Annotated in this window: 27 protein-coding genes; 10 read left to right on the top strand and 17 right to left on the bottom strand. The window is 58.4% G+C overall.

Annotated elements, in window-relative coordinates; all coding sequences use genetic code 11:
• Position 1: 1 nt before the first annotated feature.
• Positions 2 to 679, top strand: coding sequence for a cbb3-type cytochrome c oxidase subunit II (locus ABIT76_13905; protein MEO7934244.1), 678 nt, complete (start codon positions 2 to 4; stop codon positions 677 to 679).
• A gap of 4 nt (positions 680 to 683) precedes the next feature.
• Positions 684 to 1,418, top strand: coding sequence for a cytochrome c (locus ABIT76_13900; protein ID MEO7934243.1), 735 nt, complete (start codon positions 684 to 686; stop codon positions 1,416 to 1,418).
• Positions 1,419 to 1,446: 28 nt separating this feature from the next.
• Here the strand turns inward: ABIT76_13900 and ABIT76_13895 are convergent, their stop codons facing one another.
• The 11 genes from ABIT76_13895 to ABIT76_13845 all read right to left on the bottom strand — a co-directional run bounded on the left by ABIT76_13895 (position 1,447) and on the right by ABIT76_13845 (position 13,626).
• On the bottom strand, positions 1,447 to 2,283 hold the full coding sequence (locus ABIT76_13895; GenBank protein MEO7934242.1) for an alpha/beta hydrolase: 837 nt from the start codon (positions 2,281 to 2,283) through the stop codon (positions 1,447 to 1,449).
• Between the two features lie 38 nt (positions 2,284 to 2,321).
• A complete protein-coding gene (locus ABIT76_13890; protein MEO7934241.1) occupies positions 2,322 to 3,890 on the bottom strand; it encodes an ATP-binding protein in 1,569 nt (522 codons plus the stop codon).
• A 121-nt stretch (positions 3,891 to 4,011) separates the two neighbouring features.
• Complete coding sequence (locus ABIT76_13885) at positions 4,012 to 6,459, bottom strand: autotransporter-associated beta strand repeat-containing protein (protein MEO7934240.1); 2,448 nt, start codon at positions 6,457 to 6,459, stop codon at positions 4,012 to 4,014.
• A 170-nt stretch (positions 6,460 to 6,629) separates the two neighbouring features.
• Positions 6,630 to 7,100 carry a hypothetical protein gene (locus ABIT76_13880; protein ID MEO7934239.1) on the bottom strand — a complete coding sequence of 157 codons (471 nt, stop codon included), beginning with the start codon at positions 7,098 to 7,100 and terminating at the stop codon, positions 6,630 to 6,632.
• Positions 7,101 to 7,418: 318 nt separating this feature from the next.
• Positions 7,419 to 8,441 carry a sugar kinase gene (locus ABIT76_13875; GenBank protein MEO7934238.1) on the bottom strand — a complete coding sequence of 341 codons (1,023 nt, stop codon included), beginning with the start codon at positions 8,439 to 8,441 and terminating at the stop codon, positions 7,419 to 7,421.
• Positions 8,442 to 8,488: 47 nt separating this feature from the next.
• Positions 8,489 to 9,028 (bottom strand): hypothetical protein, encoded by a 540-nt coding sequence (locus ABIT76_13870; GenBank protein MEO7934237.1) that lies wholly within the window; start codon positions 9,026 to 9,028, stop codon positions 8,489 to 8,491.
• A 61-nt stretch (positions 9,029 to 9,089) separates the two neighbouring features.
• Positions 9,090 to 9,755 (bottom strand): bifunctional 4-hydroxy-2-oxoglutarate aldolase/2-dehydro-3-deoxy-phosphogluconate aldolase, encoded by a 666-nt coding sequence (gene eda / locus ABIT76_13865; protein MEO7934236.1) that lies wholly within the window; start codon positions 9,753 to 9,755, stop codon positions 9,090 to 9,092.
• Between the two features lie 31 nt (positions 9,756 to 9,786).
• On the bottom strand, positions 9,787 to 10,938 hold the full coding sequence (locus ABIT76_13860) for a Gfo/Idh/MocA family oxidoreductase (protein ID MEO7934235.1): 1,152 nt from the start codon (positions 10,936 to 10,938) through the stop codon (positions 9,787 to 9,789).
• A 33-nt stretch (positions 10,939 to 10,971) separates the two neighbouring features.
• Positions 10,972 to 11,418, bottom strand: coding sequence for a cupin domain-containing protein (locus ABIT76_13855; protein MEO7934234.1), 447 nt, complete (start codon positions 11,416 to 11,418; stop codon positions 10,972 to 10,974).
• 18 nt (positions 11,419 to 11,436) lie between these two features.
• Positions 11,437 to 12,828: a glycosyl hydrolase gene (locus tag ABIT76_13850; protein ID MEO7934233.1), complete on the bottom strand. Its 1,392-nt coding sequence runs from the start codon at positions 12,826 to 12,828 to the stop codon at positions 11,437 to 11,439.
• Positions 12,829 to 12,834: 6 nt separating this feature from the next.
• Complete coding sequence (locus ABIT76_13845) at positions 12,835 to 13,626, bottom strand: 3-ketoacyl-ACP reductase (GenBank protein ID MEO7934232.1); 792 nt, start codon at positions 13,624 to 13,626, stop codon at positions 12,835 to 12,837.
• Positions 13,627 to 13,736: 110 nt separating this feature from the next.
• On the opposite strand from ABIT76_13845, the gene ABIT76_13840 reads away from it, so the two are divergent.
• Entirely contained in the window at positions 13,737 to 14,549 is an 813-nt protein-coding gene (locus tag ABIT76_13840) for an AraC family transcriptional regulator (protein MEO7934231.1), read from the top strand.
• A 52-nt stretch (positions 14,550 to 14,601) separates the two neighbouring features.
• Positions 14,602 to 14,973, top strand: a complete 372-nt coding sequence (locus ABIT76_13835; GenBank protein ID MEO7934230.1) for an NADH-quinone oxidoreductase subunit A — start codon at positions 14,602 to 14,604, stop codon at positions 14,971 to 14,973.
• On the opposite strand, the gene ABIT76_13830 is transcribed toward ABIT76_13835, so the two are convergent.
• Genes ABIT76_13830 through ABIT76_13820 form a run of 3 tightly spaced genes read right to left on the bottom strand, consistent with a single transcriptional unit; the run spans position 14,963 to position 18,230 of the window.
• Positions 14,963 to 16,261 carry a glycosyltransferase N-terminal domain-containing protein gene (locus tag ABIT76_13830; protein ID MEO7934229.1) on the bottom strand — a complete coding sequence of 433 codons (1,299 nt, stop codon included), beginning with the start codon at positions 16,259 to 16,261 and terminating at the stop codon, positions 14,963 to 14,965. The two genes, ABIT76_13835 and ABIT76_13830, sit on opposite strands and share 11 nt — an antisense overlap.
• The gene (rsmD, locus tag ABIT76_13825) at positions 16,258 to 16,800 is read right to left on the bottom strand and encodes a 16S rRNA (guanine(966)-N(2))-methyltransferase RsmD (protein MEO7934228.1); all 543 of its coding nucleotides are present in this window, start codon (positions 16,798 to 16,800) and stop codon (positions 16,258 to 16,260) included. Before rsmD ends, ABIT76_13830 begins: the two co-directional genes overlap by 4 nt.
• Positions 16,797 to 18,230, bottom strand: a complete 1,434-nt coding sequence (locus ABIT76_13820) for an AsmA-like C-terminal region-containing protein (GenBank protein MEO7934227.1) — start codon at positions 18,228 to 18,230, stop codon at positions 16,797 to 16,799. Before ABIT76_13820 ends, rsmD begins: the two co-directional genes overlap by 4 nt.
• A 39-nt stretch (positions 18,231 to 18,269) precedes the next feature.
• On the opposite strand from ABIT76_13820, the gene ABIT76_13815 reads away from it, so the two are divergent.
• Together ABIT76_13815 and ABIT76_13810 are read left to right on the top strand one after the other, a co-directional pair.
• Complete coding sequence (locus tag ABIT76_13815) at positions 18,270 to 19,136, top strand: diacylglycerol kinase family protein (protein ID MEO7934226.1); 867 nt, start codon at positions 18,270 to 18,272, stop codon at positions 19,134 to 19,136.
• Between the two features lie 100 nt (positions 19,137 to 19,236).
• Entirely contained in the window at positions 19,237 to 20,058 is an 822-nt protein-coding gene (locus ABIT76_13810; GenBank protein MEO7934225.1) for a rhomboid family intramembrane serine protease, read from the top strand.
• 8 nt (positions 20,059 to 20,066) lie between these two features.
• On the opposite strand, the gene ABIT76_13805 is transcribed toward ABIT76_13810, so the two are convergent.
• The gene (locus ABIT76_13805) at positions 20,067 to 20,261 is read right to left on the bottom strand and encodes a hypothetical protein (GenBank protein ID MEO7934224.1); all 195 of its coding nucleotides are present in this window, start codon (positions 20,259 to 20,261) and stop codon (positions 20,067 to 20,069) included.
• 11 nt (positions 20,262 to 20,272) lie between these two features.
• Entirely contained in the window at positions 20,273 to 21,331 is a 1,059-nt protein-coding gene (locus ABIT76_13800; protein MEO7934223.1) for an FAD-dependent oxidoreductase, read from the bottom strand.
• Between the two features lie 121 nt (positions 21,332 to 21,452).
• Between ABIT76_13800 and ABIT76_13795 the strand changes: the two genes are divergently transcribed.
• The 3 genes from ABIT76_13795 to ABIT76_13785 are packed head-to-tail and all read left to right on the top strand — an operon-like array spanning position 21,453 to position 24,235.
• Positions 21,453 to 22,985 (top strand): YifB family Mg chelatase-like AAA ATPase, encoded by a 1,533-nt coding sequence (locus tag ABIT76_13795; GenBank protein ID MEO7934222.1) that lies wholly within the window; start codon positions 21,453 to 21,455, stop codon positions 22,983 to 22,985.
• Positions 22,976 to 23,884 carry an ROK family protein gene (locus tag ABIT76_13790; GenBank protein ID MEO7934221.1) on the top strand — a complete coding sequence of 303 codons (909 nt, stop codon included), beginning with the start codon at positions 22,976 to 22,978 and terminating at the stop codon, positions 23,882 to 23,884. Before ABIT76_13795 ends, ABIT76_13790 begins: the two co-directional genes overlap by 10 nt.
• A 42-nt stretch (positions 23,885 to 23,926) precedes the next feature.
• Entirely contained in the window at positions 23,927 to 24,235 is a 309-nt protein-coding gene (locus ABIT76_13785; GenBank protein ID MEO7934220.1) for a hypothetical protein, read from the top strand.
• A gap of 22 nt (positions 24,236 to 24,257) precedes the next feature.
• Here the strand turns inward: ABIT76_13785 and ABIT76_13780 are convergent, their stop codons facing one another.
• Positions 24,258 to 25,190: a glycosyltransferase family A protein gene (locus tag ABIT76_13780; GenBank protein MEO7934219.1), complete on the bottom strand. Its 933-nt coding sequence runs from the start codon at positions 25,188 to 25,190 to the stop codon at positions 24,258 to 24,260.
• A gap of 84 nt (positions 25,191 to 25,274) precedes the next feature.
• On the opposite strand from ABIT76_13780, the gene ABIT76_13775 reads away from it, so the two are divergent.
• Complete coding sequence (locus ABIT76_13775) at positions 25,275 to 25,712, top strand: thioesterase family protein (protein MEO7934218.1); 438 nt, start codon at positions 25,275 to 25,277, stop codon at positions 25,710 to 25,712.
• Positions 25,713 to 25,715 lie beyond the last annotated feature (3 nt).

The raw sequence follows: 25,715 nt of genomic DNA, 5'->3' as shown, positions 1-25,715 counted from the left end.
AATGAAATATTTCTTTCCCGGCATCTTCGGAGCCTTTTTCCTCGGCTGGCTCGTCCAGATAGGAATCCCTTACGCCAGTCTGGCCAAACTCGACCCTGTCGTCGATGCGGACACCAACGAACCTTATCCCTACAACGTCTCCGGGCTCGCCCAGCAAGGCCGCGCCGTTTACGCCGCCAACGGATGCGTGAGCTGCCACACCCAGCAAGTGCGCGCCGCCTACATGGGAGCCGACGTGGATCGGCACTGGGGCACCCGCCAAAGCGTGGCTCGCGATTACCTTTACGAGGACGCCGTTTTCCTTGGCTCGCTGCGGGCTGGCCCCGATTTGAGCGGCATCGGTGCGCGTGATGTCGCAGGCACCAAAGCCGAGGACCTCGGCTCCGTCGAGGCTCGCAAAAAGAATACCCAGTGGCATTTCGTCCATCTCTACAACCCACGGATCGTGCAGCCGAAGTCGAACATGCCGTCGTTCTCCTATCTCTTCGACACCAAGAAAATCAAGGGCCAGCGTTCCGACAAAGCCCTCGACCTGCCCGCCCCTTACACGGCGGCGGACGGCTACGAAATCGTTCCCACACCGGAAGCTGAGGCCCTCGTTGGCTACCTGCTTTCCCTGAACAAAAATCACGACGTGCCCGAAATGAAAGGTGCTCCCGCCCCAGCCAAGGCCAAGTAAAGCCATGAACGAGCCTACCAATAAGATCCCCGAATTCCTCATTCCTCAGAAATATCCGAAGAATGAAATGGGTGGAAAAATGGATTACGACGAATCCTCCGACATCGCGCGTCTGCATGGCGCGGTCGGCCGTGAAAAAAACGAGCCCGGCTACGGTGGCGTCAATAAAGCCATTCCCGGCTGGCTGACTTCCATCTTCTGCGTGTTGCTTTTCTGGTCGGGCGGCTATCTCGGGGCATTTTCCGGTGGTTTTAAAAATGATGTCTTCAATGACGAGACCGGCAATTTCACTTCTGGAAAAGCAGGCAAGGCAGGCGAAGTCGCCGCCGTCGAAAAAACGCCAGTCGAGTTAGGGAAAATTGTCTTCACGGGCAACTGCCAGTCCTGTCACCAAGCCTCGGGCTTGGGCGTCGCTGGACAATATCCGCCGCTCGCCGGCAGCGAATACGTGCTCGGCACGGAACGCCGCCTCGGCATGATTCTCCTCCACGGATTGCAAGGTCAGGTAAAGGTCAAAGGAGCCACTTTCAACGGCCAAATGCCTGCGTGGGGTGCGTCTTTAAGCGACAAAAAAATCGCTAATGTCCTCACTTACATTCGTCAGGAGTGGGGCAACAAGGCTCCCGAAGTCAACGAGGCTGGCATCAAAGCCCTTCGTGCCGAGATCGCCGCTCATGCGGATTCCTTTACCGAGGCCGAATTGCTGGCTATCCCAGCCGACGCTACGCTGCCGAAATAGCTGGGCGTTTTCTGGAGCACGTGAGGCGTTACTCCTCCGTAGCAAAATGGCGCTGGAAAAACTCCGCCACGGCTTTGAGTTGAGTTTCATCCAACTGAAACCAGTGTCCTTTGTCTGGAACCACGATAATCCGTGATTCGACTCCAACTCGTCTCAAGTCTCGGTCCAATTCGTGGCTTTGCCCTATCGGCACTAGCGTGTCCTGCGCTCCGTGAATGATCAAAAACGGCGGCGCATCCGCTGAAACCCGATTCACCGGACTCGCCTCTCTCGCCAGCGCGAGTTTGGTTTCAATCGGACCGCCCAGCAGCCGTTCGATGTCGCTCCAGCGATCCGGGTTCTTGTATTTGCGGCCGAGAGAAACCAAGTTCGTCGGCGGATAGAGCGCGCAGACAGCTTTGATTTTCGATTTTCCTTCCAGGGTTCCGAGCAGCGCCGCCAGATGGCCTCCGGCTGATTCGCCGCTGACTCCGATGCGTGTCGGATCGATCCCGTATTCCGCTCCATGGGCGCGCAGCCAGGCGAGCGCGCTCTTGCAATCCTCCAGTTGGGCCGGGTAAACGGCGGTGCCGCTGAGGCGGTAATCGATCGAGGCCACGGCGATGCCGGAGCGGGTGAGGTCACGCAGATTGACGTGATACCCCTTGCTCCCAAATTTCCAACTGCCGCCAAAGATCCACATGACCACGGGGACCGGCTTGTTGGATTTTGGGAGATAAATGTCGAGCCGGAGCGACTGACCGCCCGGAGTCGCGAACTCGACATTGCGGACGATTTTTTCGTTCGGCCTCGCCAATCCATAAGGCGCGCACGCCACCACCAAACAGGCCAGAGATAACACTGCAAGTCGAATCCATGAAATCATGCCACTGATACGGTGGGCAGCGTCGTATGGATGGAAATTCAAACCCCTTTGGGCACGAGCGCCGCCACCGCGCGAATGAGTTGGAGTGGCTCGATCGGTTTCGACAGATGGAGATGAAACCCGAGTTCCATCGCCCGGCTGCGATCCTGCACACTGGCAAATGCAGTGAGCGCAATCGCCGGAATCCGCCGCGCGTGGTCGGCCTCCATTTTTCGCAAGGCTCGGATCAGCTCATAGCCGTCCGCGCCGGGCATGGCGATGTCGCTGATGAGCAGTTGCGGAAAGCCTTTTTCCAACGATTCCAGCGCGTCGGCAACATTGCTGGCGCACTCGACTTGGGCACCAAATTTCCGCAGCGTGAGCGCGATCATTTCCCGGGCGCTCTCGTCATCATCGACGATGAGGATTTGCAGGTTTTTTAACGCTTCTGCGGCGGGTAAAACCTGATTCGCCTCCTGGCTTTTATTCGCGGAGCGCAAATCCACCGCAACCACTGGCAGCAGCACGGTAAAAGTGGACCCTTTACCCGGTCCATCGCTGGCGGCGCGAATGATGCCGCCGTGCATTTCTACGAGGTGGCGCACAATGGCGAGACCGAGGCCGAGGCCGCCTTCCTGCCGCGTGTTCGAGCTGTCGGCCTGCTTGAAGCGGTCGAAAATATAGGGCAGAAACGCTGGCTCGATGCCGCGTCCGGTGTCGCTCACTTCGATGCTTGCAAAGGATTGCGCACGGGTGAGACGCAAGTCGATGCGACCGCCCGGCGGCGTGAATTTGACCGCGTTTGCGAGCAGATTGGCCACGATTTGCTGGAGTCGGCCGGGATCAGCTTCGACGAGTAAATCGGTGGCCTCGACGGTGTGGGCGACGCGCAGTTTGGCCTGGGTGGCGACGGGGCGAATGGCGTCCGCCGCTGCTTTCACGACATCGGCGAGCTGCAGGACGCGTTTTTCGAGCCGGAGTTTGTCATTGATGATCCGGCTAATGTCCAGGATGTCCTCGATCAACTGCGCCTGCGCCTTCGCGTTGTTTGTGATCGAATCGATGGCCTCAGGGAGTTCGTCCGGCTCCAGCAGGCCCTCCTGCATGAGGCGCGTCCAGCCGAGAATCGAGTTCAATGGCGTTCGCAGCTCGTGCGAAAGCAGGGCGAGAAACTGGTCCTTCTGCTCGTTGGCCGAAGCCATGTCGTCGCGGGCGGCGCGCAGTTGTTCCTCGACCAGTTTTTGCTCGTGGATTTCGGTGCAGGTGCCAAACCAGCGAATGATTTTCCCATCGGCGTCCTTCTGAGGCATCGCGCGCCCGAGAAACCAGCGATACTCCCCATCGCGCGAACGCAGAAAGCGGTATTCGATCTCGTAGGGTTCGCCGGTTTTCAGGGAATGCTGCCAGCGTTCAATCGCCCGGTCGCGATCCTCCGGGTGCAACAAAAGATTCCACCCGTCGCCGCGCGCTTCGTCCCACGTCATCCCGGTAAAATCCCACCACTGCTTGTTGTAATACTCGTGATACCCGTCGGGCCGACTAATCCAGACAATCTGCGGCATGGTGTCCGCCAGATGCTGCAAAGTGGCCAGGTCCGTGTGGTAGGAATCTGTGGAATTTTTAGGCATGAGCGGCACGAAAAACAGTGTCTTATGCTACGCCTTTCTGCCTATTTATGACTGTAAATAGAATTGAACGCAGTCAGAAAACGTCCGACTGGACGTCCTTTGGAATGCCGTAGGATAAAACTCAGGCTTCTTGCCGGGCAAATCGCTTGCGCTGGCTCCACGCGGCGAGTCCAAAAATTACCCCGCCGCCGATCCATGTTGAAGGCTCGGGAACGGCGATCGTATCGGCATACAACTCGAATCCGTTCGTAACAGTTGTGAACCTCGATCCGTAAAGAGTCCCACCAATGTTGAATTGAATATTGGTGAATGTGTCGGTGGTATTCGCTCCAGCTAGATTGGCGAAGAAAATGTTGTCTCCACCACTGGCAGATCCACGAGTGCCTTCCCAATTGTAAATGGTCAGCACCCCAGTGAATGTTGACAGATCGGTTGCCAAGTCGCTGAAAGCCAGCGTTTCGATTCCAGCGATGCTACCCAAGGTGATGGAAGAATTACCAGAAAGAGTGAGTGCTCCCAAAGTTGTGGGAGTACCAGTAGAACCTTGCGAAAAACCGCCCGTTGACAAGTTTCCCCCTGCGAGGGCTACCGCTGTGCGGGTGGAATCGCTAGTGCCAGTTTGAAGCGTGTTGTTTTTGCCAAGTAAGAGGGTGCCTTGATTCACGGTCGTCACGCCGGTGTAAGTATTACTGCCGCTCAGGACCCATGTATTCGAACCGGACTTAGTCACGGCGGTTTTGCCGCCGCTAGGATCTGCAATCACGCTCGAAATAGAATTTTGCGCGGCGGCCGATGTGCTGCCTTGCAGCGTTAGCGTGCGGTCGCCCGTCCCAGACGCTCCCAGCGCGCCGGTGTTTGTGAAGACAAGTGCAGTATTGTCGGAGGAAGAAGCGTCAATCGTTGCGCCGCCGACACCAACTGTGAAACGTCGATTGGTGCTACCGTTTCCGGTTGTGCCGATGAATTTAAGCGTCCCACTGTCAATTACTAGCCCCGTCGCCCCAGCGTCGCCACGGTTTCCGATGCTGCTGGTCGAACCCGCGTCTGCCAATCTTGTGACGCTCAAAATACCTCCACTGATCGTGGTAGTGCCTGTGTAGGTATTGGCTTGATTAGAAAGCATCAGCGTTCCTGCGCCACTTTTGATCACGTTGCCGCTTGCCCCCGAACCATTGAAGTTCGCGATGACCCCGCTGATGTTCGTTTCACCATTACCATCGATAGTCAGAGAGCGACCGGTGCCGCTTGAGTTCGATAGGAACACATCTCCGGACAACGTCAGGCCCTTCCCCGCGTTCAAGCTATTTGTTAGGGAGGAGCTATTGCTCGTGACAGTAAACGCTCCCGAAAATGTAAGATTATTCGAACCAGATACCGTTGCCCCCGCGCTGCTGTTAATTGCAACGGAATTGGAAATGGAACGATCTCCCCCGCTGGCTTGTAGCGTGCCTCCGGTGAGGGTGAGGGTTCCAGTGCCGATCGGGCCTGATGTCACCGTTCCCACGCTGCTGCTGCCTAGCCCCAGCGTGCCGCTACTTAGAATTGTGCCGCCCACGTAAGTATTTGCCCCGCTCAGTGTTAATGTCCCGGCTCCACTCATGGATAAGCTTCCGCTTCCGGCGAGAATAGCACTAACAGTGGCACTCCCCGCGTTGGTCGCTGTATAAGAGGTGCTTGTCAGCGTGCCGTTTTGGATTGTGCCGCCGGAGATGGTCGCAGCCCCGGTCGTCTGGGTTGTCGTTCCCAAATTGAGTGTGCCGCCAGAAACATTCAAGGTTCCAGAAGTGCTACCCAAAGTTCCTGATCCGCTAATATTTAGTCCGCCAGCGCTGAGGAATGTTCCACCGGAATACGTGTTGGCCCCTCCGAGGATCAAGGTCCCCGCTCCCGATTTCGTCAGCGACTTGCTGCTCCCGGAAACAATAGATTGGGAACCAAGGGTCAGCGTAGCATTTGCATTCTCAACATTAATACTACCACTGACGCCAAAGGCGATCGTAATTAGCCCCGTCGAAGTCGTTCCTCCTATTGTTACCGAGCCGTTTGTCGTGCTGCTAAGGTCGAGAAGATCAGTATTGCCGAGCGCATTCGTTCCTCCATTCAGCGTTAAGGTTCGACCGCCAGTAGCGGTGGTGGTGGTCGAATTTATTGTGATCGCATTGGATCCAGTATTAAAGCTGAGCGTCTGAACGCTCGGTGAGGAGGCAAGACCGGATGTGGTCGCAGAACTCCCGTCGAGTAAAAGAGCATCGGTGGCAGCAGGGGTGGTGCCGAGGCTCCAATTTCCTGAAACACCCCAGCTTAAATTGGTGCCGGGCTTAAGCGTGTTGGTAGCTGCCTGTGACGAAGGGCAGAACACCAGCCCCACTCCATACGCGATCAGCCCTACGCACCACGTTAAGCGGCTTTTCTCCGAAATCCCCCAAATACCATTGTTTAGGAACGTCGCCCTCCATCCTCGCGAATGCCCAGAAGCGTTTGCCTGAATTCTAGGTACGTTTGCAGAATGGCTGGAGGCATTCGCGCGAATGGTCTTGGACGTTGCGGGGAATGGTTTGGTGCGTTGCATGGTGTGGTGGTGTGCGTTGGGCAAAAGGTGTCGAGCGTTGAAGCGAAGGGTGGTAGGCACTAGAATCATGTGCTTCTGAGCGTTCGTGGGAAGGCTATGGAACTCACCTGCGAAGGCGGCAGGGCGTTCAGGTGTTGGGGTGGTAAGTTTTAGGCGAAGCGTGGAAAGCATCATGGAGTGACGGGTTTGGCCTTCGGTTTGGCGCGGCGGACGCTGCCGAGAGCCTTGAGCAGGGCGTCGAGAGAGGGTTTGAGCTTGTTGAGCGCTTTTAGGAAGGTGACGCCGATGATGGTGTTGGTCATTACGTCGCTGGAAAGCGCCTTGAGGGTGTCGTCAAGTTTTTCCCCGAGCGTGAGGTAGCGGGTGTAAAAGGCGTCGAGCGCTCCAAAGTCGGCGAGGTCCTGCTGGAGCGCGGGGATGTCGAAATCGGGCGTCATGCTGGCGGCATTAGCGGCAATGCCGGGGACAGCTTGCTCGCAGAAGGTGCGACTTTTCGGTCCCATCTTGATTAGGCTCTGCCGCTGCTGCGGAGTGAGGCTGACGAGGCACCCCGCGAGAATAGACTCGATGCCCGCAAGGTGGGCATCGAGAGCGGCGTTGTCTGCTGTGGTTAGATTGAGGCTGGCAAGGTTTTGGGACATGATGAAACAGAACGGTGATGATGGACTTTGTGAAAGTGACGAATGGCAACGTTTGGATGTGCGCGCTCGATCTGCTGCAACCTTAGCAGCGCATGTGCCAAACTGTTCCAGACACGGAAAGTGGCGCGAACGCTTTGAAGATCAGTTGATTTAATCGTTCACATGCCGCCCAGAAACGGCAACATTTAGCCACTCAAGAAAGTAAGTGGCTATTTTTTAGTCGCGTTAGTCGTTATTTAGCCTGCTCGGCCAAATGCGACAGTTCAATTAACCAAGACGGAAGTCGAGGCAGAGCCCGCAGGGGGCAGTATGACTATTTTACCGCTGCACGCGACCGGAGCCGTCGCCGCCCACGAGGGCTTCGACTTCTTTGAGGGTCACCAAATTGTAGTCGCCGCTGACGGTGTGTTTCAGGGCGCTGGCTGCGACGGCGAAATTGATCGTGTCGGCAGGGGATTTTCCATTGAGCAGGGCGTAAATGAGGCCGCCGGCAAAGCTGTCGCCGCCGCCAACGCGGTCCACGATTTCGATTTCGTAGCGCCGGCTGAAATAGTCCTGGCCATCGGTGTAAAAGAGCGCGGACCAGCCGTTGCGCGAGGCGGAAAAGCTTTCCCGGAGTGTAATCGCAACGCCTTTGAAGCCAAACTTATCGGTGAGCTGTCGGGCCACGTCTACATAGCGGTCGTGCTCCAATGAACCGGAAGTCACCTCAGTTTCGCCAGCTTTGATGCCGAAGACTTTCTCGGCGTCCTCTTCGTTGGCGATGCAATAATCGACGTAAGGCATGAGGCCGCTCATGACGTCGTTGGCTTTCTGCGAGGACCAGAGTTTTTTGCGGAAATTCAGATCGCAACTGACTAGGACGCCCGCGGCTTTGGCGGCTTGCGCGGCTTCGAGGCAGACAGCGGCGGCGCTGTCGGAGAGCGCAGGCGTGATGCCGGTGAAATGAAACCAGCCCGCGTCGGCAAAGACTTCGCTCCAGTTGACCTCGCCCGTTTTAATCTCGGAGATGGCACTGTTGGCGCGATCATAGAGGACGTTGGAACCCCTCTGGGCGGCGCCGCTTTCGAGGAAATAAATGCCAATGCGCTCGCCGGCGCGAACGATCTTGGTGGTATCGACGCCCAAGCCGCGCAGGCCGTTGATTGCGTCCTGACCCAGTTCATTTTTCGGCAGGCGCGTAATGAAGCGCGCGGGCAAGCCGTAGTTCGCGAGGGACACCGCGACGTTTGCCTCACCGCCGCCGAAGGTTTTTTCAAGAACGTTGGCTTGGGCGAAACGCAGGTGATCTGGAGTGGCGAGACGAAGCATGACTTCGCCAAATGTGACGGTGGTTTTCATAAGTTGGATCAGATGGGGGGGGAAAGCGTCCGCTGGGACCTGGATAACTATGGGGTGGGTGCAGGCACGACGGCTTTCATCGCCGGACTTGAATACGCTTCTGCGACGAGGTCTGCCCCGGAAATGACTTGGACGGCCCAGCCGGTGAATTTATCTCCGGCGGCGTGGACGTTTTCTGGTTTGTCTTTGGAGCCTTTTTTCGGCAGGGTCCGGTGAGCCGGGGTGAAGGTGGCGGTGGCGACTTTCGACTCAATAACGACCGGTGTGCCGGGGGCCACGTCTTGGGTTTTGGTGTCCGAATCCAGCACTTTCAGATCGTTCGCGCCCGCGCTTTTGCCGATGAAATAATAGTGAACCTGCAGACCGGTGACGGCTTCAGAGGAGGTGTTTTTTAGTGTGGCCTCCAGTTTTCTTTCGTCGGTGTCGGCGGGATCTTTCTTTTTATCCTTGGGATCGGCTTTTTTTTGCTGAATGGGAATCGACCGCACGGTGAGTGCGATCTTGCTCAGGGCAAAAGCGTTGGTGTTGAAGCAGAGGAATCCGACCAGAAAACTGGCGACGACTTTATGGGTAAATGAGGAGAGCATGACTCACAAATAATGCCTGGCCGTCGTCGTTGCGAGTTAGAATTCTATTCCACTCGAAGAGCTATTTCGGACCGCGAACGCTCTGTATCTCTGTAACGGCAGCATGAGCGAGAGCGGTTATGCCTTTCCAATCCTGGGCATTGATGAGATCGCGCGGCGCGAGCCAGCTTCCGCCTAGCGCGGAGATGAGCGGGTCGGACAAATAGGAGGCCATGTTTTTGCCGTTGATGCCGCCGAGCGGGACAAATTTCACGCCGAGATGCAGGTAAGGCGCGGCGGCTGCTTTTAAATAGGCAAGACCGCCCATCGGTTCAGCAGGGAAAAACTTCAGCAACTCGCAGCCGTTTTCGATGGCGAGTTCCATATCAGTCGGCGTGCAAACGCCCGGCGCGAACGATAGTCCGGCCTCTCGCGCGGCGGCGAGAATGCGTGGATTCACTCCAGGTGCGACGCCGAACGCAGCCCCGGAAGCGACCGTTTGCGCGAGTTGATCGAGCGTCAGAATCGTGCCGACGCCAGCGATCATTTCGGGGACTTCCGCGCGAATGCGTTTCAAGGCTCCGAGCGCAGCGGGTGTTCGCAAGGTGAGTTCCATCACATTCACGCCACCGTCGAGGAGCGCGCGGGCGAGCGGCACCGCGTCGTCTTCGCGGTCAACAATGAGCACGGCGATGATGCCGGTTTTCTGGATTTCGGCGGCGAGCGACGGATCGAAGGCGGGTGTCATATTTTAGATTCCGGTTCCAGTGTTATCGGGTTTAAGCGGTCAGTTCGGGCAGATCGAGCCACTTGCGTTGCTCACTGCTTTGGATGCCGAGTTCGGCGAGTTGCACGCCTTTCGCGCCTTCGAGGAGCGTCCAGCGGAACGGCTCGTCGAGCACGACGTGACGCAGGAAAAGTTCCCACTGAATCTTGAACGCATTGTCGTAAGTCTCCTGCTCGGGGACTTTGCTCCAGCCGTCGAAAAAGTCGATGGGTTGCTTGATGTCAGGGTTCCAGATGGGCTTCGGGGTGTTGCCGTAATGTTGAATCCAGACGTCGCGCAGACCGACGATGGCGCTGCCTTTCGTTCCATCGACTTGCATCGTGAGAAGGTCGTCGCGGCGAACGCGCACATTCCAGCTCGAATTGAAATGGCAGATCACACCGTTCTCCAACTCGAATGTGGAATACGCCGAGTCGTCCGCCGTGCAAACGTAGGGCTTGCCCTCCTCGTCCACGCGCTCGGGGATGTGCGTCGCGGCGAGACAGGAAACGCTCTTCACGTTGCCAAACAAATTGTCGATCACGTAGCGCCAGTGACAGAGCATATCCACGATCATGCCGCCGCCGTCTTCCTTGCGATAATTCCAGCTCGGACGTTGCGCGGGAATAGTGTGACCCTCGAAAACCCAGTAGCCAAATTCGCCACGCACGCTGAGGATTTTTCCAAAGAAATCGTTCTCTTTCAGGCGCATAAATTTCACCATGCCGGGCAACCAGAGCTTGTCCTGGACGACGCCGTTTTTCACTCCGGCGTTGCGGCAGATCTCGTAAAGTTTGTAAGCATTTTCGGTCGTGATCGCGGTCGGCTTCTCGCAATAGACATGCTTGCCGGCCTCCGCCGCCTGCTTCACCGCGTCGAACCGGCGGAGCGTGCTCTGCGCGTCGAAATAAATCTGGTAAGCCGGGTCGTTCATCACGCTGTCGAGGTCGGTCGTGTATTTTTTGACCGACGTCATGGTGCACAATTCCTTCAGCTTCGTCTCGCTGCGTCCGACCAGGATCGGATCGGGCATGATGACTTCCTCGGCGCTAATTTTGACGCCGCCTTGTTTGATGATCGCATCGATGGAACGAATGAGATGCTGGTTTTTGCCCATGCGTCCGGTGACGCCGTTCATGATGATGCCGATTTTGTGAATTTTCATAGGAGTTGGATTCGAGTCTAAGTTTGAGGGGAGTTAGGGTTTAATGGTGCACTGCGGCTGCGCGCCGGGTGGAAGTGGAGGCGTGTCGCCGACACCGGCGGGCGGCAAAGTGCCGTCGAGTTCCTGCCGCCAATGTGCGACATCTCCCGCGGGGCCGTAGCAATAAATCATCCGCAACGGCGTGTCGCCGACGTTGGTGAGCTGATGAAAAATGCCCGATGGAATGTAAGCCATCTGGCCGCTCGTGAGGATCTGGCGTTCTTCGCCGAGACACATTTCGCCAGTGCCTTCGACAATGAAATAGACTTCCTCCTGCTCCTGATTATGCCACGGTACCTGGCCGCCATTCGGGTCGAGTGTGACGTTGCCCATGGCGAAATTCGTCGCCTGAATCGGGGCGACTCCGCCAGCGAGATTTTGGGTGCGGCGGCGCGCCGGATAACGGCGGCCTTCCATTTTTGCGAGGTCAGTGATGGTCATTCGAGTTAGATAGTTATGTTAGTGGCTGGCGACGCCGTTGAAGAAGCGGTGATAGGTTTTTCCGTCGATCAGACTTTGGATGAGAATGGCGAGTTCGCGGCCATGGTAATCGCCCCACATGGAGGATTCGCCCTGAGCGATTTTCTTGCCCGGCGGCACGTAATCCCAGCCATTCGGCTGATGGTAAATACTGTGCAGCAGCAGTCCCTCGTGATTCGGATCGTGCGAGAGATAAGTGCCGCCAAAGAGGCTGCGGGCGATGGTGAGTCCGGCCTGGAAATACCGATGACCGCGTTTGGTGTCACCGCGTTTCTCGAGGAATTTTCCGAGCCGCAAATAACCCTGCGCTGCAATCGCTGCCGCAGAACTATCGACCGGCTCATGGTCGTTGTCGGGCTCGGCGGGACGATTCAGATAATCACCTAACTTGTGAAGGTTAGGAGCGCCGGTGTCCCAATAAGGAATGCCGTCGGTCGGCGTGTGCTCGATAAAGAAATCCGCCGTCGCGAGCGCGGGTTCGAGGAAGCGGTCGACCCATTTTGTCTTGCCGCCATACGGCTCAAACTCCGATGGAGACATCACGTCGAAAAGCTCCAACTCCTCGGCGTAGCCCAGCAAAATCCACGACAATCCGCGCGTCCAGGTGGAGAACGGCGAGTAGCCCTGCTGCGTGCTCGGGCAGCGGTAATTGCCGTCGTTCAGATTGAAAATCGACTCGTGCACGGTACGGCCCGAGATGTCGTAAAAGTCACGGCCCTGGCCATAATAGACGTTATATTTCGCGGTCGTCTCGGCGTGTTGCAGGAGACGTTCTAACAAAGACGCCGGCTTGTCGCCTTCGTGCATGAGACGATGTCCCAGCAGGTGACTCACTGCCAGCGCGCGCAGCGAACGAACGGTGTCGGAGAACAACGAATGCGGTCCATTGAAGGAATAAATGTAGCCGAGATTGCCCGGAAGCGAGGTCCAGCGCGCGGCTTGAATCGCGCCGGTGGTTTTCAGCGCAAGCTCGTAGAAATTTTTCTCCCATTCGTTGTGCGGGATTTTTCCGAGAGCCATCAGGCGCAGGAGATTTCCGTAAGTGCTGACGTTGTTAAAACCGTGATCGTGCACTCCGATGTGAGTCAGATGCGACGCCATGTGATCGAGCGTTCCCTGGCGACCGATGGTTAGAAATTCTTCATTTCCATCAAACTCGAATTGCAAAATGGCCGCGCCAAATTGGAAGCCCTGCGTCCATTCCGTCCAGCCGCGTGCGGTGTATTCACCGGCGATGGTGAAGACGGGAGTTCCACTTTTATCGGCCCAGCGATTTTGCAGTTTGCGAATCTTCGGAGCGGAAACGGCGAAGACATCGGCGACGGCCGTGGCCAGCGACGCGGGAGTGAGAGTCGAATCGATTTGGATCATGGGGAGTTAGAGTTTTCTGAGGTGGAAACCGCCGTCGATATTGATCACGTCGCCGGTGGAAAATGGGAAATGACCCGCGAGAATACTGCTGACCGCGCGCCCGAGATCGTCCGGCGTGCCCCAGCGTTTCTGCGGAACAAGACCGCTCTCGATCAGCGCGTCGTATTTGCCTTTTACGCCCGCCGTCATATCGGTCGCCATGATGCCGGGGCGAAGTTCCAGAACGGAGACGCCCTGATCGGCAAGGCGGTTGGCCCAGAGTTGCGTGACCATCGCGAGCGCGGCTTTCGAGATGCAATATTCGCCGCGATTCAGCGATGGCACGGCGGCGGAAAGGGACGAAACGAAGATCAGTTTGTAGCCATCGGGCAGCAAAGATTCGCCGGGGTGGGCCAGAAAATAATTGGCCGCTTTTTGCGAGAGAAAATATGGGCCTTTAAGATTCACATCGATCACTTCATCAAAAACATCCTCAGTCGCTTCCGTGATGTCGGCGCGAACACGGGGGGCGATTCCAGCGTTGTTCACCAGCGCGTCGAGGCGTCCGAATCCACTCAAAGTCGCATCAAAAAGCTGCGTCCGGCCTTCTTCCTTCCCGATGTCGCCCTGCACGGGAATGAAACGTTGCTCGGGAGAAATCGCCGCCTTTTGGCAGAGCGCGACGGTTTCCTCCGCTGCTGCGCGATTGAATCCATAATGAATGGCGACGCTGACTCCGAGCTTCGCGAGGGATTCGGCAATACCGCGGCCCAGACCACGACTGGAGCCGGTAACGAGAATGACACTTAGGGGGTTCATGTGAGTCGAATGTAACTCGCATGAAAAAAGGCCGTGAGGACAAACGCCGCAGAAATCAGCACAAATCCGACTTTCTTTTTCGGAACATCGAAAATAGTCTATCTCCGCCGATGCAAATCCGAAACGTCCGCCACATTTACTCGCAGGCGCTGGACATCCGCGTCGGCCCGCTGCGCGTGCGGCGGTTCAACTTGAATCGTCACCTGCCGGAGAAAGATTGGGTCGCGGCCCACAAACACCGGCACTCCCAATTTCTGCTCTATCTCACCGGCAACGGCAGTCAGCGCATCGGCGCGACGACCTATGAAGTGAGGCCGGGGAAATTCTTTTTCCTGCCGCCGCGCTGCGAACATTCCTTCGTCGAAGGCGATGGTCGGCGTCCGCTCTGCCTGACGCTCGACCTCGAATTGCCCGGCGCGAGCCAGGCCATTCGAGCAAATCTCACGCAGGCCGACCTGCAAATCATTCGCCAGGCGCTCTCCGTGTTGCACGATTGGCAGCCAGGAAATGAAAACGTCCGCCCGCGCGAGGCGGCGGCGGTGTTGCAAATTCTCGACGTCCTCATGCGCACCTCGGGCTTGCAGCAAAACGCCGTCGCGCACGCCACTTTGCCCGTCGTGCGTAGAGTCCGCGAAGTGTTTCGTGAAAACCAGCCGAGTTCCAACGCGGTCTCGCAAGTCGCCGAAATCGTCGGCTACCATCCCGATCATCTCACGCGCATTTTGCGGCGCGAAACCGGCATGTCCACCGGCCAGTTGCGCGCGGCTGAGACGCTCAAGCGTGCCCACGGATTGCTCGCGGGCACCGACCCAATCGCCACCGTCGCGGAGAAATCCGGGTTCACCGATCCGAACTATTTCACCCGCTGGTTTCGCCGCCAGACCGGTGTCACGCCCACGCAATGGCGCGCGGGTGCTCGTTAGGAAATACGGTTTTTTCGTTGTCACCCGCCCGATGCTGCCTTAGACCAAACACATGATTCAATATCTCCCGATTCTCGTCCAGATCGTGATCGCACTCGGCTTCGCTGGCGGCGCGTTGCTTTTCAGCGTCCTCATCGGACGGGTCGGCAAAAAGAACGACGTCAAAGAGACCGCCTACGAATGCGGCATGATTGCCGAGACCGGGGCGCAACCACGGTTCAGCGTGAAATTTTACCTCGTGGCGATGCTCTTCATCCTCTTCGATATCGAGATCGTTTTCATGTATCCGTGGGCCGTCGTTTACCGCGATTTCCTGCGCGACCACGGCCGCGTCATCCTGGTGAGCATGAGCAGTTTCGTCGGCATCCTGCTGGTCGGTTACATCTACGCCATCAAAAAGGGCGCGCTCGATTTCAAGGGCTAGATCGCAGCCGCTCAACGACGCGTCTAGTCGCGCCGAAGTGGGCGCTGATCGATGCAATGGCTTTCGCAGCGAACGACTGGCGAAGTTCAGAATTTCCCAAGAGTCGCTCAACTTGGATTGCCAGCTCAGATTCGTCTGCGACTTGAAGCGCTGCATCTGTCGCCAGCCATTGACGCACAATCGGCGCGAAGTTTTCCATGTGTGGTCCGAAGACGACCGGCTTCCCGAGCAAGGCGGGTTCCACCGGATTCTGACCGCCGGTGGACGCGAGACTTTTGCCAATGAAAACCACCGTCGCGAAAGCATACCAGTCGCGCAATTCGCCCGTGGTATCGACCAGCAGCACGTCGGCTTTTTTCGGTCCGGTGCGCCGCGCGACCTCCAGCGGCAGCGAGGCGAGTTCCAATAATATCTCCGGCGTGCGCTCGACGTGGCGCGGCACGAGAATCAAAAACAAATCGGGAAACGACTCCCGCAGTTTCAGGTAAGTCCGCGCGAGAATCAGTTCCTCGCCGGGAAACGTGCTGCCCGCGAGAAGAATGGAACTCGACTCAGTCGCGCCGAGCGTTTCCAGAATCGATTGGAACTCCGCCCTTTTTTTGATCGGCGCGGGCGGTTCGTCGTATTTAATCGCTCCGCAGCAATGGATCGCGCCGACTCTGGCCCCGAGCGTTTCCCAAGTGATTTTCTCCTCTGGCTCCTGGACAAAAACGTGGTCGAGCAAGGCAAAAATCGGGCCGCTGAATCCACGAAACTTCCGAAACCGCCTAGCCGATCTCGGGGAAAGTCGTGCCACCAGCGAGACCGGAATCCCGCGCCGCCACGACTCGACGACCAGCACCGGCCATGTTCCTTCGATGAGAACAAGCGCTGCGGGTTGCACCGCATTCAAAGTCCGCCGTACGATCCCGGCGAGGTCGATGGGATTGTAAATGACGTGCAAGTTTTTCCCAGCCACGCGACTGGCGAGATCGAATCCAGTCGAGGTCGTCACGGAAATCACGATCTGCAAATCGGGTTTCCGCAGCGTCCATTCGCGGGCGAGTTTGAGCGCAACCTGCGTTTCCCCGACCGAGATCGATTGCAGCCAGACGGTTTTTTTCCCGCGCAGACTCGATTGGAACTCGGCTGTGAAAAACCCAAAACGCTGGCCGAGATTGCGCCGAAAATTTCCCCGTTTCACCATCCGCCGGATCATGCTCGGAAGCAGGAAAATCAGGATCAGCGGAAAGAGAAATCGATAGATCGCCAGCCGGAAAACAACGGCGGAAGGAAGCGCGCGTTTCATGGATGGGCGAGCAAAAGCACCTCGGTCGCGCCGTAGGTTTTCTGGCGGATGAGCCGGAAAAGCGGCGTCGGCAAAAACGAAGCCGGGGCGCGTTCGAGGACGAAAAAACCCTCGGGTGAGAGGGCGCGGGCGAGGTCGGGCGAATGCAAAAGCTGTTCGCCGAAATCCGTAGCGCCAGGCGTTTTCGCATACGGCGGATCGGCCAGAATCAAATCAAACTCGCCTGTGTTTCGCTTCAGGAAATGGAAGACTTCCTCGCGGCAAACCGTGGCTGCGAGTTGCGTCTTGCGCAGGTTTGCGGCGATGGCGTCGAGGGCTTTGACATGACTCTCCACCAGCGTCGCCTGCGCCGCGCCCCGGCTCATGGCCTCGATCCCGAGCGCACCGGAACCAGCGAATAAATCCAGCACGCGCGCTCCGGTGACGACCTCGCCGAGACTGGAAAAAATCGCGCCCTTCACCTTGTCCATCGTCGGACGCAGATCGTGTTTGGGGAGTTGCAGCGGAATGCCGCCCGCGCAGCCAGCGACCACTCTCATTTCTTCGGCGTGGGCTCGGAGTTGCCGAGGAAGTTTTTGAATTTCTTCTGCAATTTCTCGCCGATCAGCCGATTGACGAAGTTGCTTTCGGGCGCGGAGAGCGTGCCGTTGATCGCGAAATCGAGCGCCTGCTGGCCGCTGTCGGATTGCTTGACGAAATTTTCTCGCGCCTCGCTGGGCAGCTTTTTGAAGAGGGCTTCATCCAGCAAAAGTTGCGCGCGCAGATCGAGGTTCTGCCGCGCATCGACGGGACCCGAGAAGGTGATTTTCATGTGGTCGCTCTCCATCGCGGACGGCGTGATGTGAATGAGTGGTCCGGTGATGTCGGCCTTGATCTCTGTTTTCCGAATGCTGAATTTTTTCAAATCGTCGGAGCGCATTAGCTGGCTGGCGAGTTCCAGAATGGGCAAATGCGTGACCCGTGCCTTGGAAATTTTCAGCTCGGCGTGGCCTTTGTTTTTGTCCTCCTGCGTGGCGAAACCCTCATACTCCAGCCGCGCATGGACCATCCCGACGAGCTCGCGCGCCATGTCGGAATCCTCCGGGAAAAATTTCCCGAGTTCTCCTTTGCTCAGGCGAAAATGCACGCTATAGGGCTGGCCCTCGGCGGCGAGATCAGCGTCGGCACCGCCTTCCAATCGACCCTCGCCCATGTCGGCCGCGAGTTTTTGGATGTGGAGTTGGTGGTTTTCGACTGTGACGGCGGCTTCGAGATTGGCGATTTCCCAGCGGTTGAGAATGACGGCCTTTTTGATTTCCAGAACGCCGATGAAGGTGCCGGGGGCGGTCCTGGCGTTGAGCGAGCAGCGCACCATTTCGAGGCGGATGAGCTCGCTGCCGTCCTGCGCGAGGAAGCGGAAGGTGCCGTCGCGGAGGAGGAGTTTGCGGATGTCGGCGTCGGGGAGCGGGGCTTTTTTCGCGGTCGCGACTGCCGGAGCGGTCGCTGGAGTCGGTGTGGCAATGGGCGTGTGAGTGACCTCGGGGAGAGTCGCCCGGGGAGGCACGCGCGCTGAAGGTGCGACGACGATTGGCATGGAAGTCGCATGGCGCGGGAAGCGAAACTGGCCCCGGTCATTTTTCTGAAAGACGAATTGCGGCGCATCCAGCGCGACGCGGCGAATGACGATGCGGCCTTGCAGCAGCGGGATGAATTCGCAGCGGACTTCGAGGCAGTCGGCGGTGAGAAAATTCGCGCTCGCCCGTGGGAGATCGGAGGTGATTTTGATCTGGTCGAGCCGGAAGCCGCCCCACGGGGAAAACGTCGTGCGAAAGACACCGACCGGCATTCCGACGGCTTGGCTGAGTGCGGTGCGGAGGCGGTTTTGGATGCCCATCGACTGCACGTAGAGGTTGACGGCAAGGATGAACGCGGCGAAGAGGAGCACTCCCAGGCTCAGAACGGCAACAATCACCCGGAAATGCTTTTTCACGACGTGAAGCTAAACGACCTCGACCAAAAGTGAAGTAGAATGGAAGACACCCTGATCATCATGAATCCCGCCGCGAAAGGCGAGAAAGCGGCGCGTTTTGTGGAGCGCATCGGGCAGCTCGCCGCCGGGGCCGAAATCCGCCTGACCACGGCCGTCGGCGATGCGGAAAAGATCGCGCGGGAGGCGGCGCAGTCGGGTTACAAAACAGTCGTCGCGGCAGGCGGCGATGGGACGATCAATGAGGTCGTCAATGGAATCGGCGAGAGCAGGGTGAATCTCGGCATTCTCCCGGTTGGGACGATGAATGTGCTCGCGGCAGAACTGGGATTGCCGGTGAAAGATCTCGCCGCCTGCTGGAGCGTGATCACCGATGGCCACGTCCAGCGCATCGACCTCGCGAAGGCCAACGATCGTTATTTCGTGCAGCTCGCCGGCGTCGGTCTCGATGCGCAGGTCGTGCGCGAGACCGATCTGCAATTTCGCAAACATTTCGGGCCGCTCAGTTACGTCGTTTCTCTAGCGCAAATCGCCGCGCGCATCCCGCCCAAACTCGAGATCCACACCCCCGATGGCGCTACGCGCAACGGCTGCTTCGTCCTCATCGGCAATGGGCGTTACTACGGCGGGCCGTTCCACGTTTTCTCCGATGCCGCGATCGACGACGGCCTCCTCGATGTCCTCATTTTTCACGACCTCGGCTACCTCGATATCGTACGCTACACCCAGTCGCTCCTCTTCGGCGGCCTCAGCAAACTCTCCGACGTGGACTATTTCCAGACGCCATCGCTGCGCGTGACCAGCGAGGAGGAGGTGCCGGTGGAACTCGACGGTGAGGTGGACTTCGACGTGCCGGTGGAGTTCTCCATCGCCAAAACGAAGCTCGGCGTCTGCGCCCCGGCGAAATAACCCATCCCTTTTCCTCAGCAGCAGATCAGGACGTTCCCGGAGCGCCCCGGCGGGATTCCCCACTGGACAAAACCGCAATTTCTCCATTCCATATTCCCTTATGCGCTTGAAACACAGCCGCCGGACCGGGCCCCGCAAACGCTGGACTCCGCCGACGATCAGCCTCACCGCGCTGCTCACTGCCTTCTTCCTCACCTGTCACGCTTCGCAGGAACTCTTTTTCGCCCAGACTGGCCTCGGTTCCGCTTCCGCCTGGCTCGCCCTCAGCTCCGACGGCATTCGGCACGGCTACCTCTGGCAATTTCTCACCCACACCCTCGTCGCCTCCTCCCTCGGCCAGCTCCTCGCCAGCCTCATTCCGCTCTTTCTGATTGGCCGCGAACTCGAGCCCATCCTCGGCCCTCGCCGCCTCGCCGGAGCCTTCCTCCTCACCCTTCTGCCGTCCAGCGCGCTCTCACTCGCCTGGCCACCCGACAATGGCCAGATGGGACTCTGGCCCGCTGTCTGCGGCTGGCTCGCCATCTTGGGAACCATGATGCCGCTGCTCGAATTTCGCTCCCGCTTATTTCGCAGACGCCTCATTGTCCGCCTCCGCGTCCTCACCTGCCTGCTGCCCGCCGTCCTCGCCTGCGCCATCCTCGCCGACTGGATCCCGCATTGCTCGCTCATCACCCTGCCGCCCGCTCTTTTGATCGGCTACCTTTACGCCCGCTGGCTGGGCTACGGACTTCCCACGCGTCTGGAACGCCTTCACCACGAACGCCGCCAGCAACAACAACGCTGGCACCGCCTCGCCCACCGCGTTTTCATCGTGCAGGAAGTCGATCCGATTCTGGAAAAAATCACCCGCCAAGGCTGGAAAAGCCTCACGCGCCGCGAACGCAAAATCCTCCGCCACTCGGCTGATTCACTTCGGAGTTAAAGTCTTAGCTAGGGTTTCCAGCGGGCGGCATCAACGATGGACCAAAGATGCACCAGCCAGCCGAGCAGGATAAACCAGAGGACGCCCGCGAGCACAAATTGGATGACTGCCGCCAATACTCTTCCCTGCACCAGTTGGCCGAGGCCGGGAATGAAGAAACTACAGACGGCTGCAATGACATTACCAGTGGAACCTTGGCTCATAATCGAAGGGTTTAGTCAAAAGAACGATGCAAGGCAAGCCGACTCAGACTCAGCTCGGAGTCGAGCGGGGTGCCTGCGACGAGGTGATCGGCGAAGTGGTCGCAGACCCACGGGGCCATCAGGGCGGCCTTGGACCCGAAGCCGTTGCAGATGCCGAAGGGGGTGTTGGGTTCCATGCCAATGACGGGACGCGCGTCTTGCAGGATGGGGCGGATGGCGGTCTGCGCGTCCAGTATTTCGAAGGGCAGCGGGATGAGGGCGGCGAGTTTTTGACGGAGAAACTCGATCCCAGCCGGAGTGCAATCAGGGGTGAGATCATCCCATTCGTAGGTGGCGCCGACGCGGTAGCGGTCGAGTCCGAGCGGGATGACGAAGATGCCGCGCAGGAGAATGGAATCCAACTCAAGCCCGGGGATGCGAACGGTGAGGAGCTGGCCCTTGGCCGGTTTCCAGGGGAGCGGGGTGTGGGAGGCGTGAGAGGGTTCGTAGCCTGTGCAGAAGATGACGCGGTCGAAGGCGTGTCCGCACCAAGTGAGGCCGTTTTTTTCGATGTCGGAGCGGGTGATTTTTTCAGGGACGACTTCCATTCCCATCGGCGGATGTGCGAGGTGATGTTGCAGCCAAGGTGCAAGGTCGGCCCAGCCGCCGGAGTGGAATTCGATGCCGCCAAGATTGGGTGCTGAGTCGAATGTGACTCCGCTCTGTTTCGGCGCGCCGGGAAATTCTTGGGCGACGTAGCCGCGAACCTCGGGCTGGAGACGTTTTTTGTTCCAGCGCGGGAGTTCGTCAGCGCCCTGGAAGAGGCGGATGATGGGTAGCGGATGCCAGATGGGCTGGCCGATGTCGGCGGCGAGCGTCTCGTAGAGGGCGATGCAACTCGGCAGGAATGTTTCCACGCGCCACGAGGGGACGAAGCGGATGCCGGTAACGGGGTTGATCATCCAGGCGGCGACTCGGCTGGCTCCGGCGATGGCAGGGTCGTGGGCGAGGGTCACTCGTTCGCCGCGCTCAAGAAGGGCGCGGGCGAGGAGTTGCCCGGCGAGACCCGCGCCGACGATGAGGGTGTGCATGGGAGAATGTTTAAATCCTAATGGCTCATGACTAAGAGCGTAATCGGCGCGTGCGTGAGCTTTTTTGCGCGGACTTCGATTTTTATCGCCCGTGGCGGGGGAGGTTGGCAGATTCGCTGCGATGCTCGCCAAAATTTACTCAGCCGCCGTGCAAGGCGTGGAGGCGATGGAGGTCGAGATCGAGGTGAATGTGGCGCGCTCGGGCGATCCGATCATTGTCATCGTGGGGCTGCCCGACACGGCGGTGAAGGAGAGCAAGGATCGCGTGACGACGGCGATCACGAACAGCGGATTCTATTGGCCGCGGAATCGAACGACGATCAATCTCGCACCCGCCGACATCAAAAAAGAGGGCCCTAGTTTCGATCTGCCGATTGCTCTTGGACTCGTGGTTTGCGGAGGCGAAGGCGAGCCGCCGGAGCTGGACGACTGCACGTTTGTCGGCGAACTGGCGCTGACTGGCGCGGTGCGTTCGGTGAAGGGAATTTTGCCGATAGCATTGGCGGCACGACGCGCGGGGAAACGGCGTTTGTTCGTTCCGGAAATGAATGCGCTGGAGGCCGCCGTGGTCGAGGACATCGAGGTCTATGGCGTGCAGAATCTGCGTCAGCTTTATGAGTTTCTGACAGACGGCACGGGGATGAAGCGGGTGACACAGGATTTGGCGACGGTGTTTGCGAATCACGAGGTTTACGAAAACGATTTTGCCGATGTGAAGGGTCAGCAGCAAGTAAAGCGCGCCATCGAAGTGGCGACTGCGGGAGGCCATAATTTGTTGATGCTCGGCCCGCCGGGATCGGGCAAGTCGATGCTGAGCAAGCGGATCGTGAGCATCATGCCGTCGCTCACGCTGGAGGAGGCAATCGAGACGACAAAGATTCACAGCATTTGCGGCTTGCTGGAGGGGAAACACAACTTCGTCTCTACGCGTCCGTTTCGCTCGCCGCATCACACGATTTCGGATGTCGGCCTGCTCGGTGGCTCGGCAAATATCACGCCTGGCGAGGTGAGTCTGGCGCACAATGGCGTGTTGTTTCTGGATGAATTGCCGGAGTTCAAACGCTCGACTTTGGAAGTGATGCGCCAGCCGCTTGAGGACGGAAAAGTCTCCATCTCGCGTGCTGCGGGGACGATGACTTTTCCTGCAGAGTTCATGCTCGTGGCGGCGATGAACCCCTGTCCGTGCGGCTATTTTGGCGATCCCAAACGCTCGTGCCGCTGCGCTCCGGGCCAGGTCGAGCGCTACCGCCAGCGCATCTCCGGGCCGCTGCTGGATCGGATCGACATTCACGTGGAAGTGCCGGCGGTGGAGTTTAAGGAACTTGCCAGCCAGGAAACGGCGGAGCCATCGGCAAACATTCGAGTGCGAGTCGAATCTGCGCGGGCGATTCAGCAAAAGCGCTATCTCGGCTCGACGACGTGCAATGCGCGGATGAGTTCCCGCCAAATCAAAACGCATTGCGCACTCAGCGAGGATTCCACCGAACTCCTGAAAATGGCGATGAGCAGCCTCCATCTCAGCGCCCGCGCCTACGACCGAATCCTGAAAGTCGCCCGCACCATCGCCGACCTTGCGGAGAGCGAATCCATCACTACCGAACACTTGAGCGAGGCGATCCAATATCGCACACTCGACCGAAATTTATGGGCATAAACCAACCACTCTGGGGTATCGATCTCGGCGGCACGAAGATCGAGGGCGCGATCCTGCATTCAGCCAATACGAGCGACCATAGCAGCCGGCTCCGGGTTCCGACCGAGGCTGGCGAAGGCTACGAGCACATCCTTTCACAGATCGAAAAACTGGTGAATCTAATGCGCGAAGACAGCGGTCTGACTCCGGCTGGGATTGGCATTGGCACTCCCGGCGTGCTCGATCCGAAGACGGGATTGCTGAAAAATTCCAACACGCTTTGCCTTAACCAGCGACCGGTGCGCGACGACATTTCCCACCGGTTGGGAATTCCGGTTCGGATGGCGAATGACGCAAATTGTTTCGCTCTCGCCGAGGCGACTTTGGGCGCGGCGAAGGGTGAATATTGCGTCTTTGGAATGATCCTCGGCACCGGCGCGGGCGGTGGTGTGATCGTGAATGGACACGCCCTCGGCGGTCGCCATGGCATCGGCGGCGAGTGGGGTCACAATGTGATCGAACCCGGCGGCGCTCCGTGTTATTGCGGGCAAAATGGCTGCGTGGAGACGGTCATTTCCGGAACCGGGTTGCAGCGTTATTACGCCGAGATTTCTGGCCAATCGCGCAAGCTTCCCGAGATTGTGCGTCTCGCGGAAACGGGCCAGGACGAGCACGCGGTCGCCACCATCGAGCGGCTGAAACATTACTTCGCCAAAGGCCTCGGCGCGATCATCAACATCCTCGATCCCGACACGGTCGTGATCGGCGGCGGTGTGGGAAATCTCGACCTGCTCTACACCGACACCGTGCGCGAGGACATCCTGCGATACGTCTTTAACCCGACTCTGGAAACGCCGATTTTGAAGCCGACGCTCGGCGATAGCGCGGGCGTTTTCGGCGCGGCTTTATTGCTGGCCTGATTGGGTTGAAATCTTCGCCGAGATGGGCAAACGTCACGCACTATGAATGTGGGCACAGAAGTCGTTTGTATCGATGATCGGTTTTCGCCGGAAGTGGCGCAGGATTACGCCGCGCTGCCGGTGCGCGACACGCATTATCACATCAGGCACATTTACGATGGCCGCACGCCGGGCCACAAAACTGCGACCGGAGTCCTGCTCGTCGAATTACACAATCCGCCCGATGTCGTGCGCGGGCTGAACACAGAACTGGGCTTTGCCATGTCGCGTTTTCGCGAGGTGGAGGAAGTGCAGGAAGAAGAGGAAATGCACGCCTACGAGACTGAGCCCGCGACGGTGAGTTTTCCTTAGCCAGAGGCGAGTTCCTCTCGACTCAGGCAGATGGCAACGGTGCGGATTTGCCCTCGAATTCCTCGAAATCGCCCAAAGCCGAGACGGCAAAAAGCTCGGGATTTTTCGCAATCGCATCGGCGATGACTTGCAGAAATATCTCGCCCCGGAAGTCGGTGTGATTGCCGAAAAGCCGTTGCAGATAAAGCCGGAACCGCTGGCGCAGCGCGGCGGAGGCAGCCAGTTCCGGCGCGAGACTCGCCATCAGATCGAGATGCATTTGGACGGTTTCGGCGACGACTGCGCGGCGTCCATCGGCTTTGATCGTGTTCGTTTGATGCACCCGATAACCGAGCAAATCCCCGGCAACGACGCCCATTTTTCCCGGCAGCGCCGCCTGTAGAAAGCAATGGTAGTCGTGCACGTAGCGGTAGCCGCCAAATGGGTGCGCGAGAAGAAACGAGCGACGCGCGACGAGGTTGCTAGTGGTCTTGGCGAAGTTGGAAACGGCCAGCGAAAGCAGCGGATCGTTTTCCTTTTCCACAAGGCTCCAGACTTTGAGATGACGCCGCATTTTCGGAGCATCGTCGGCAAGACGAGCGCCCACCGGATCGATCAAATGCAAGCCAGTGCAAACCGCATCCAACTCTGGTCGCATGTCGAACGCCTTCCGGCAACGCGCCAGCCGCTCCGGATGCCAGAGATCGTCGGAGTTCAAAATCGCGACCAGATCGCAATCGGCAGCCATTTCGATCCCGCGATTCAGTGTGGCGTGCGCGCCGCGATTTTCCTGACGCAACACCTCCGTGCCGGACGCGGCCGCCGCCTGTGCGATGGCAAATGAGTCATCGGTCGAGCCATCGTCGATTACGATTACGCGTTGCGCGGGCTGTGTTTGCGCCTGCACCGATTGCAATGCAGCTCCGATGTAGGCGGCATGATTGAAGAGCGGAATAATGACAGCCAGGAAGGACATTTTCACGAGCATAAACGCCCCGCCCGACCCGGCAAGCCCGGAACAAAGATTGCCAGAAACGAATCCCGGATTCAGATTGTGAGCGTGAGCCAGCCAGCCGATCCAGCCAGCCCGACACCCAGCGTGACGACTCCCATCGAGGTCATGTTTTTCGACACGGATTGCGCCGCCGTCGTCCACAACATCGCCTACCTGCGCTTCATCGAAACCGCCCGGACGCATCTCGCGGAAAAAATGGGCATGAGCCTGCGCACAATGTCGGAGTCGAAGGAATTTCCCGTCGTCGTCCGCACCGAGATCGACTACCGCTCGCCCGCCGTCCTCGGCGATAAATTGGAAGTCCGCGGCACCCTCGAAAAAATGGAACGCAGCCGGTTTTGGTGCAGCTTCCAAATCGTGCGGCTGAGCGACGAAAAAATAATCGTCACCTGCCGCCAAATGCTGGCCCTCATCACCATGCCCGGCGCGAAAATTCTCCGAATGCCGGTCGCCTGGCTGGAAAAATACGCCCACCTTCGCTGATCC

The sequence above is a fragment of the Chthoniobacterales bacterium genome (genome assembly GCA_039930045.1).
In the GTDB taxonomy this organism is placed as follows: domain Bacteria; phylum Verrucomicrobiota; class Verrucomicrobiia; order Chthoniobacterales; family DASVRZ01; genus DASVRZ01.
Note: the sequence above shows the minus strand (reverse complement) of the source record. Positions and strands in the feature narration are given on the sequence as shown.